This is a genomic window from Aeromicrobium sp., assembly GCF_025965075.1.
Taxonomy (GTDB): domain Bacteria; phylum Actinomycetota; class Actinomycetes; order Propionibacteriales; family Nocardioidaceae; genus Aeromicrobium.
On sequence record NZ_JAOPXQ010000262.1, the window covers coordinates 1 to 8,004 of the forward strand.

Consider the following 8,004-nt stretch of genomic DNA (forward strand, 5'->3'; position numbering starts at 1 on the left):
GGCACGGCGGCACCGCCCCGACCCTGGAGGAGGCTGCGCGGCTCGACGAGGAGGAGTACGCCGCCCGCGCCGCCCGGAAGCAGCGGCAGTAACCCCCCCCAGATTTGCGGACTCCTGCACGCTCTCACCCCGCCTGGAACGTTCAAAACTCCGCAAATGTGGGCTGGGTCAGTCGCCGCCGGACCATGTCGAGGTCGACCTCGGCGAACACCGCGCGCGTCCGGGCCGCCTCCTCCTGGTAGAGCGCGATGACCTCCTCGACCGGCAGCTCGGAGCCCTGCTCGAACTCGGCGTCCGGGTTCTCGGTGGTCCACGGGCCGTCCTCCTCGCCGCCGAACAGGTCGGTGTTGACCCACGACCGCTCGACCCAGTGCAGGTGGTTGAGGACGTTGGCCGGGCTCATCAGCGGTGACCCGGGCAGCGGAGCCCTCCGCGCGAGCTCCTGGGGCAGCCCGCTGACCTTCATGACGGCGGTGTCCTGCGCGTAGTGCAGCACCTGGAGCGGGATGCTGCGCTCGTCGGACGTCTCGGGGATGTCGTCGGTGCGTGCCATGTCCAGCACCCTGACACAATGGGCGGCGTGAGCGAACCGTTGGTGATGGGCATCGAGTCGTCCTGCGACGAGACCGGTGTCGGCATTGTCCGTGGCACCGAGCTGCTCGCGCACTCCCTGAGCTCGAGCATGGAGCAGCATGTCCGTTTCGGCGGCGTCGTCCCCGAGGTCGCCAGCCGGGCGCACCTCGAGGCCATGATCCCGACGCTGGAGCAGGCCTACGCCGAGTCGGGGATCCGGGTGCAGGATGTCGACGCGATCGCCGTCACGAGCGGTCCCGGCCTGACCGGCGCACTGCTGGTCGGCGTCGCCGCGGCCAAGGCCCTCGCCCTCGCGCACGACAAGCCCCTCTACGGCGTCAACCACCTCGCCGCGCACGTCGCGGTCGACCAGCTCGAGCACGGCCGGTTCGACCAGCGCGTCGCGGCTCTGCTGGTCAGTGGTGGTCACACCGAGCTGTTGCTGGTCGACGACATCGTCACCGGCATCACGATGCTGGGCCAGACGATCGACGACGCCGCCGGTGAGGCGTTCGACAAGGTCGCCCGCCTGCTGGAGCTGCCCTATCCGGGTGGTCCGCACATCGACCGGGTCGCCCGTGACGGCGACCCCGCCGCGATCGCGTTCCCCCGTGGGCTCACGACCGGCCGGGACCTGGAGAAGCACCGCTACGACTTCTCGTTCTCCGGACTCAAGAGCGCCGTCGCCCGGCACGTCCAGCACGAGCAGCGCATGGGACGTACGTTCGACGTCGCCGACGTCGCGGCGTCGTTCCAGGACGCGGTCTGCGACGTGCTGACCAAGAAGACCATCGCGGCATGCCTCGAGCACGACGTCGACACCCTCATCATCGGTGGCGGGGTCGCCGCCAACGCCCGCCTGCGGCACTTCGCCGAGGAGCGCGCGGCCAAGGCCGGCATCACGGTGCGCATCCCGCGGATGGGCCTGTGCACCGACAACGGCGCGATGGTCGCGGCGCTGGGTGCCGAGGTCGTCCGCCGGGGGATCGCGCCGTCCTCGCTCGCCCTGCCGGTCGACTCCGGCATGCCCGTCACGCAGGTCGTGGCGGCCTAGGGATGTCCTCCCCGCAGCACGAAGGGCGATGGCGTGCCGTCGCCCCGATCGCGCTCGCCCTGCTCCTGGTGGTCGGCGGTGCCGGCTGGTGGGCGGGCATCGCGGACTCGGGCGACGAGTCGGCGGCCCCCCCAGCATCGGCGCCGTCGCCGTCGCCCTCGCCCAAGGCCGACCGCGCACCCGTCGGGTGGGTGCCGTCGGCCGCGGAGAAGGCCCAGGCGAAGTCGCTGGCCGACGGCCTCGACCTCGACGATCTCGCGGGCCAGCTCATCGTCGCGCGGAGCTTCTCCAACGAGACCTCGCTCGACCTGGTCCGCAAGAAGCACTTCGCCGGGGTGATGGTGACTGGCCAGCAGATCCTCGACGTCACGACCGACGACCCGCTGTCACGGGTCAAGGCGTTCAACCGGCAGCTCCAGGCCGCCGGCGAGGACCGCGGCTACCCCGTCATGGTGCCGATCGACCAGGAGGGCGGCCTGGTCGCCCGGCTGACCGATCCGCTGACGACGTTCCCGGCGTTCATGTCCGCCGGCGCCGCCATCGAGGGCCACGGTGACGACGGGGCGGCCGCCGTCACCGCCGCGACCCGGGCCTCCGGCGCGGAGCTGCGCGCCGCCGGCTACAACATGGTCTTCGCCCCCGACGGCGACATCACGATCGGAGTCGCCGACCCCATCATCGGGAGCCGGTCGGCCGGGTCGGACCCGAGCACCGTCGCGCGAGCCGTCGTGGCGGCGGTCGACGGCTACACCGAGGCCGGCATCCTGTCCGCGGTCAAGCACTTCCCGGGGCACAACGTGGCGACCGACAGCCACCAGGGCCTGCCGGTCCTCGACAGCGACCGCAACCGGCTGCGCAAGCACGATCTCGTCCCGTTCGCGGCCGCCGTCGCCGACGCCGCGCCGGGCATCATGACGGGCCACCTCAACGTCCCCCTGATCGACCGGGGCGTCCCCGCCTCGCTGTCGCGCAAGGTCGTGACCAAGGGTCTGCGGGACAACCTCGGCTACGACGGCATCGTCATCACCGACTCGCTGGGGATGGGGGCCGTGATGTCGAAGTACCGCGGCGGTGAGGCCACCGTCGCGGCGATCAAGGCCGGCAGCGACCTCGCGCTGATGCCGGCCGACAACGACCAGGCGTACGACGCGGTCCTCGCGGCGCTGAAGTCCGGCGACATCCCCGAGCAGCAGGCCCGGGACTCCGCGGCCCGGGTCATCGCCTACCTCCTGCACGCCGAGGCGTCCCGTGCGCTGCCCGGCGAGCCCGGCAGCCACGCCGACGAGTCGGAGGCGCTCAGCGCGTCGGCGGCGACGATCGTGGCCCACCCGTGCCCCGTCCCACGCGTCACGGCGGTCACGCCCTCGGGCTCGCCGAGCGCCGTCGCGGCGTTCCGCACCGCGGCGCAGGAGGCGGACCTGCCGATCGGGTCGGGCACCTCGGTGGCCTTCCTCGGCGAGGGGGTCCGGTCCTCGTCGGCGGCCGTGGTCGTGTCGACCGACACCCCGTACGGCCTGGCCGCCAGCTCGGCGCCCACCAAGATCGCGCTCTACGGCCGTGACCTCCCGGCGATGCGGGCGCTCGTCAAGGTCCTGCAGGGCAAGGAGCGGGCCCTGGGCAGGCTGCCCGTCGACATCGGGGTGCCACGGCCGAAACGCTGCTAGCCGGATCCGCGAGTGGCGCAGAAGGAAGGAAATGAGACGGCGAGTCGTCCAGAAGTGCGCCACTCGGGGACGGGTTTGCGCCAGTCGTCAGGGCGGCGGGGTCCTGCGGAACCGCACGACCCGGCCCGGCCCGGCCTGGGCCAGCCGATCGGTGTGGGCGTCGACCACGACAGCGATGACCGGATAGCCGCCCGTCACGGGGTGGTCGGGGCCGAGCACGATGGGCCGCCCATCGTGGGCGACCTGGATGCTGCCGCGGACGCACGGCTCGCTCGGCAGCTCGTCGTGACGCGACCGCGCGAGGGCCGGCCCGGCGAGGCGGACCCCGATGCGGTCGGACGCCGGGCCCACCTGCCACGGGCTGTCGAGCAGCAGGCGCACCGCCTCCGGCGTGAACCAGTCGTCGCGTGGCCCGAGGACGACGTCGAGCGTGAGCTCGCCCGCGATCGCCAGGTCCGGGACGTCCTCCAGCTCGAGCAGCCGGAAGGCCCGGCCCACCTCTAGCCGGTCGCCCGTCGCGACAGCGGCCGGACCGATCCCCGAGAGCGTGTCGGTGGAGGCCGAGCCGAGCTCGGTCGGCGGGACGAACCCGCCGGCGGCGCCGACGTACGTCCGCAGGCCCGTCGTCGCAGCACCGACCCGCACGACCTGTCCCGCGCGGACCGGGACGGCGCGGCCGTAGGTGATGGGGGTGCCGTCGACCGTGACCGGTCCGGCCCCGCCGGTCACGGCGATCGTGTGCGGGGCCTCCGCGACCAGGACGAGCCCCCCGCCGAGGACCTCGAGGACCGCACTCCCGTCGGGGTTGCCGAGCAGGGCGTCGACCTGGCGCAGCGCGCGGCGGTCGAACGCCCCGGACGGGCTGACGCCCAGGTGGCCGAGCCCCGGGCGGCCCAGGTCCTGCAGCAGGGTCAGCAGCCCGGGCTGCTCGACGAGGAACGTCATGCCACCACGAACCGCACACTCATGCCCGCGAGGAGCAGCGCCGGCGGCTTCCGGTGGGCGTCCCACAGCGGGGCGTCGGTCCGGCCGATCAGCTGCCACCCGCCGGGGGACCGGCGCGGGTAGACGCCGCTGAACTCGCCGGCCAGCCCGACCGAGCCGGCCGGGACCGACGTGCGCGGCGACGCGCGTCGCGGCACGTGCAGCCGCGGGTCCCCGCCGACGAGGTACGAGAACCCCGGGGCGAAGCCGCCGAACGCCACGGTCCACGGGGTCCCGGTGTGGGCCGCGACGACCTCCGTGGCCGAGAGTCCGGTGAGGCGGGCGACGTCCTCCAGGTCGGGTCCGTCGTAGGTCACCGCGATCTCGACCGCGGCCTCCGGCGCCTGGCCGGGGGCGGCCGGTGCCGTCCGCCGGACCAGGTCGCGCAACGCGGACGGCTCTCCGCGCAGCAGGACGGTCCGGGCTCCCAGCACGGCCTCCGCCCGGTCGGCGAGTGCCGCGTACCAGCCCTGGGCCTCGTCGAGGGACGCGCAGTCGAGCAGGAGGGCGCGGTCGCCGTACGGTCGCAGGTTCACGAGGCGCTCACGATCTCGGCACCCGCGTCCTCGAGGGCGGCGCGGACGGCGCGGGCCAGGCCGAGCGCCCCGGGGGAGTCGCTGTGCACGCAGATCGACGCGACGTCGCCCAGCAGGCGTACGGCCTGGGCGGCGACGGCGGCGGGATCGTCCAGCACGGCGCCGGGCTCGGTGCGGGGGACCAGCCGGCCGTCCGCGGTGTAGGCCCGGTCGGCGAAGCCCTCGTGCACGACCGGGATGCCGGCCGCCCTGGCGATCGTCAGCGAGACCGCGCCGGGGAGCCCCAGCAGCGGGAGCGGAACCGGCAGTCCCTGCACCGCGTCGACGACGGCCTGCGCGTGCACGTCGTCGCGCACGATGGTGTTGTAGAGCGCGCCGTGCGGCTTGACGTACGAGACGGTTCCGCCCGCCGACCGGGCGATCTCGTCCAGCAGCAGGATCTGCCCGAGCAGCTCGTCGGTGAGCTCGCGGGGCGGCATCTCCATGACGACGCGGCCGAAGTTGTCACGGTCGGGATAGCCGACCTGGGCGCCGATCGCGACCCCACGAGCCACGGCGGCCTCGCACGTGACCCGCATGAGCTCGCGGTCCCCGGCGTACGCGCCGCAGCACACGTTGGCGCTCGTGACGACGTCGAGCAGGGCCACGTCCTCGCCGGACTCCCAGCGCGGCCACGACTCGCCGAGGTCGGCGTTGAGGTCGATCCGCATCCCCCCAGCGTAGGAGCACCCCGGTCCGTCGTCGCCGAGTGGCGCAAACCCACCCCCGACCGGCGCAGAAGTCGACGACACGCCGTCTCGAAAACTTCAGTCTGCGCCACTCGCGGATCTGGGGGCTAGAGGCGTTCCACCAAGAGGGCTCGGCCTTGGCCCTGCACGCGGGTCATGACGACCAGGGCCTGGTTGGGCCCCTTGAGCTTCATCCGCCGGACGAGCTCCTCGGGGACGATGTCGACCCCGCGCTTCTTGATCGTCAGGGTCCCGACCCGGCGCACCTGCAACGCGGCCTTGAGCGGCTTCTCCCGGAACGGCAGCTCGTCGACGACGCGGAACCCCCGGGCGAGCTCGGTCGGGTCGAGGCGGTCCGAGCTGATGTACGCGATGTGCGGATCGGGCAGCCAGCCCCCGAGCATCGTGGCGAGCTCGCTCACCGCACCGGCACGGATCACGGCGTCGTCCGGCTCGTAGAGGTACGACCCGACGTCCGCGACCGCGGCCGGCTCGCCGCGGGCGACGAGCGTACGACCCGAGGGCAGGACCGTCGCGCGTCTCCCGGCCGTCGCGAACGGCGCTCCCCACAGGCAGGCCTCGACCAGGTTGCCGCCGTCGCTGACCCACTCGGCCTCGACCCCCTCCGGGACGGCGTCGTGGGCCAGTCCCGGCATGACCTTGGCGACGGCCCGCCCCGCGAGCAGCTGGCGCACCCACTCCCACGGCGGCTGGAGGTCCGCGGTGGAGAACGTCCGCCCGCGGGCGTCGCGACGGGCCGGGTCGATGAACGCGACCTCGTCGGCCCCGATCGTGGTCGCGGTCGCGTCGCCGCACAGGACCTCGCCCTCGAGCCCGAGCGCGGTCAGGTTGGCGCTCGCGATCGCGGCGCGGACGGGATCCAGCTCGACCCCGCGCACCCGCAGCCCGGCGCGGGCGAGGGCGACCAGGTCGCCGCCGATGCCGCAGCCGAGGTCGACGGCGGCGGTGCCCCCGTGCGCGGCGAGGCGGGTCGCGCGGTGCGTCGCGACACTCATCCGGGTGGACTGCTCGAGGGCGTCGTGGGTGAAGTACATCCGGGCGGCGTCGGGCCCGAACTTGGCGACGGCCTTGCCGCGCAGGTGGTTCTGCGTCACCGCCGCCGCCACCAGTCCCGGCGGGTACGTCTTGCGCAGCCGGGTGCCGAGCCCGAGGTCGCTCTCGATGCCGGCCCGGGCCGCGACCTCGGCCAGCAGCGACTGCCCCTGCGTCGTGAGCAGCTGCCCGAACGTCTCGAGATCCATGGGAGAAGTGTGCCGGGGTGTTCGCCTTCGTCGAAAAGGGGTTAGCAGTCCCTTGGGGGGAGTGCCAGTCGCGTGCTAGGTTTCGTATTGGCACTCCCACCATGAGAGTGCCAATCACCGGTAGGTGCGACCCCCGCGACGGCGTACCCACCAACGTCCAACGTTTCACCGTTGAAAGGCAGGTCGACACGTGTCGGTCACCATCAAGCCGCTCGAAGATCGCCTGGTCATCCAGGTGGTCGAAGCCGAGCAGACCACGGCATCCGGTCTGGTCATCCCGGACACTGCCAAGGAGAAGCCCCAGGAGGGCATCGTCGTCTCCGTCGGACCCGGTCGGGTCGACGACAACGGCAACCGCGTCCCGCTGGACGTCGCCGAGGGCGACAAGGTCATCTTCAGCAAGTACGGCGGCACCGAGGTCAAGTACGCGGGCGAGGAGTACCTCATCCTCTCCGCGCGCGACGTCCTCGCAGTCGTTTCGTGATCTGACGCCCCGGCGCCCCCTCGCGGGGCGTCGGGGCATCTCACGTCCCCAGCAGAACCCCCACATTTTCTGAAAGAGGCTGACATGCCCAAGATTCTCGAATTCGACGAGACCGCCCGCCGCTCGCTCGAGCGTGGCGTCGACAAGCTCGCCAACACCGTCAAGGTGACGCTCGGTCCCAAGGGCCGCTACGTCGTCCTGGACAAGAAGTGGGGCGCCCCCACCATCACGAACGACGGCGTGACCGTCGCCCGCGAGGTCGAGCTCGACGACCCGTTCGAGAACCTCGGCGCCCAGCTGGCCAAGGAAGTCGCGACCAAGACCAACGACGTCGCCGGTGACGGCACGACGACCGCCACGGTCCTCGCCCAGGCGATGGTCCACGAGGGCCTCCGCGCCGTCGCGGCCGGCGCCAACCCGGTCGGTCTCAAGAAGGGCATCGAGGCGGCCGTCGCGGCCGTCGTCGAGAAGCTCCACGCGACCGCTCGCGACGTCGACTCGGTCAAGGACATGACCGACGTCGCCACCGTGTCCTCACGTGACGCCCACATCGGCGAGCTCATCGCCGAGGCGTTCGACAAGGTCGGCAAGGACGGCGTGATCACGGTCGAGGAGTCCAACACGATGGGCACCGAGCTGGAGTTCACCGAGGGCATGCAGTTCGACAAGGGCTACCTGTCGCCCTACATGGTCACGGACACCGAGCGCATGGAGACCGT

9 protein-coding genes are annotated in these 8,004 nt (G+C 72.6%); 4 read left to right on the forward strand and 5 right to left on the reverse strand.

Annotated features, from left to right (window positions below; genetic code table 11):
* Positions 1-142 precede the first annotated feature (142 nt).
* Positions 143-553: a DUF664 domain-containing protein gene (locus JWQ91_RS15445; protein ID WP_297786127.1), complete on the reverse strand. Its 411-nt coding sequence runs from the start codon at positions 551-553 to the stop codon at positions 143-145.
* A 27-nt stretch (positions 554-580) separates the two neighbouring features.
* Here JWQ91_RS15445 and tsaD point away from each other — a divergent pair, with 27 nt between their 5' ends.
* Together tsaD and JWQ91_RS15455 are read left to right on the forward strand one after the other, a co-directional pair.
* Positions 581-1,627: a tRNA (adenosine(37)-N6)-threonylcarbamoyltransferase complex transferase subunit TsaD gene (gene tsaD / locus JWQ91_RS15450; protein WP_297786130.1), complete on the forward strand. Its 1,047-nt coding sequence runs from the start codon at positions 581-583 to the stop codon at positions 1,625-1,627.
* Positions 1,628-1,629: 2 nt separating this feature from the next.
* On the forward strand, positions 1,630-3,291 hold the full coding sequence (locus JWQ91_RS15455; protein ID WP_297786133.1) for a glycoside hydrolase family 3 N-terminal domain-containing protein: 1,662 nt from the start codon (positions 1,630-1,632) through the stop codon (positions 3,289-3,291).
* 87 nt (positions 3,292-3,378) lie between these two features.
* Here the strand turns inward: JWQ91_RS15455 and JWQ91_RS15460 are convergent, their stop codons facing one another.
* From JWQ91_RS15460 to JWQ91_RS15475, 4 genes are all read right to left on the reverse strand, one after another.
* A complete protein-coding gene (locus JWQ91_RS15460; protein ID WP_297786135.1) occupies positions 3,379-4,236 on the reverse strand; it encodes a biotin-dependent carboxyltransferase family protein in 858 nt (285 codons plus the stop codon).
* Positions 4,233-4,811, reverse strand: a complete 579-nt coding sequence (locus JWQ91_RS15465) for an allophanate hydrolase subunit 1 (RefSeq protein ID WP_297786138.1) — start codon at positions 4,809-4,811, stop codon at positions 4,233-4,235. The genes JWQ91_RS15460 and JWQ91_RS15465 overlap by 4 nt, the downstream gene beginning before the upstream one ends.
* Positions 4,808-5,521 (reverse strand): 5-oxoprolinase subunit PxpA, encoded by a 714-nt coding sequence (locus tag JWQ91_RS15470; RefSeq protein ID WP_297786140.1) that lies wholly within the window; start codon positions 5,519-5,521, stop codon positions 4,808-4,810. Before JWQ91_RS15470 ends, JWQ91_RS15465 begins: the two co-directional genes overlap by 4 nt.
* Before the next feature lie 125 nt (positions 5,522-5,646).
* On the reverse strand, positions 5,647-6,801 hold the full coding sequence (locus JWQ91_RS15475) for a class I SAM-dependent methyltransferase (protein WP_297786142.1): 1,155 nt from the start codon (positions 6,799-6,801) through the stop codon (positions 5,647-5,649).
* Positions 6,802-6,991: 190 nt separating this feature from the next.
* Here JWQ91_RS15475 and groES point away from each other — a divergent pair, with 190 nt between their 5' ends.
* Together groES and JWQ91_RS15485 are read left to right on the forward strand one after the other, a co-directional pair.
* The gene (gene groES / locus JWQ91_RS15480; protein WP_056606353.1) at positions 6,992-7,285 is read left to right on the forward strand and encodes a co-chaperone GroES; all 294 of its coding nucleotides are present in this window, start codon (positions 6,992-6,994) and stop codon (positions 7,283-7,285) included.
* A gap of 84 nt (positions 7,286-7,369) precedes the next feature.
* Positions 7,370-8,004, forward strand: a 635-nt coding sequence (locus JWQ91_RS15485; protein ID WP_297786150.1) for a TCP-1/cpn60 chaperonin family protein, incomplete at its 3' end; no start/stop codon positions are given.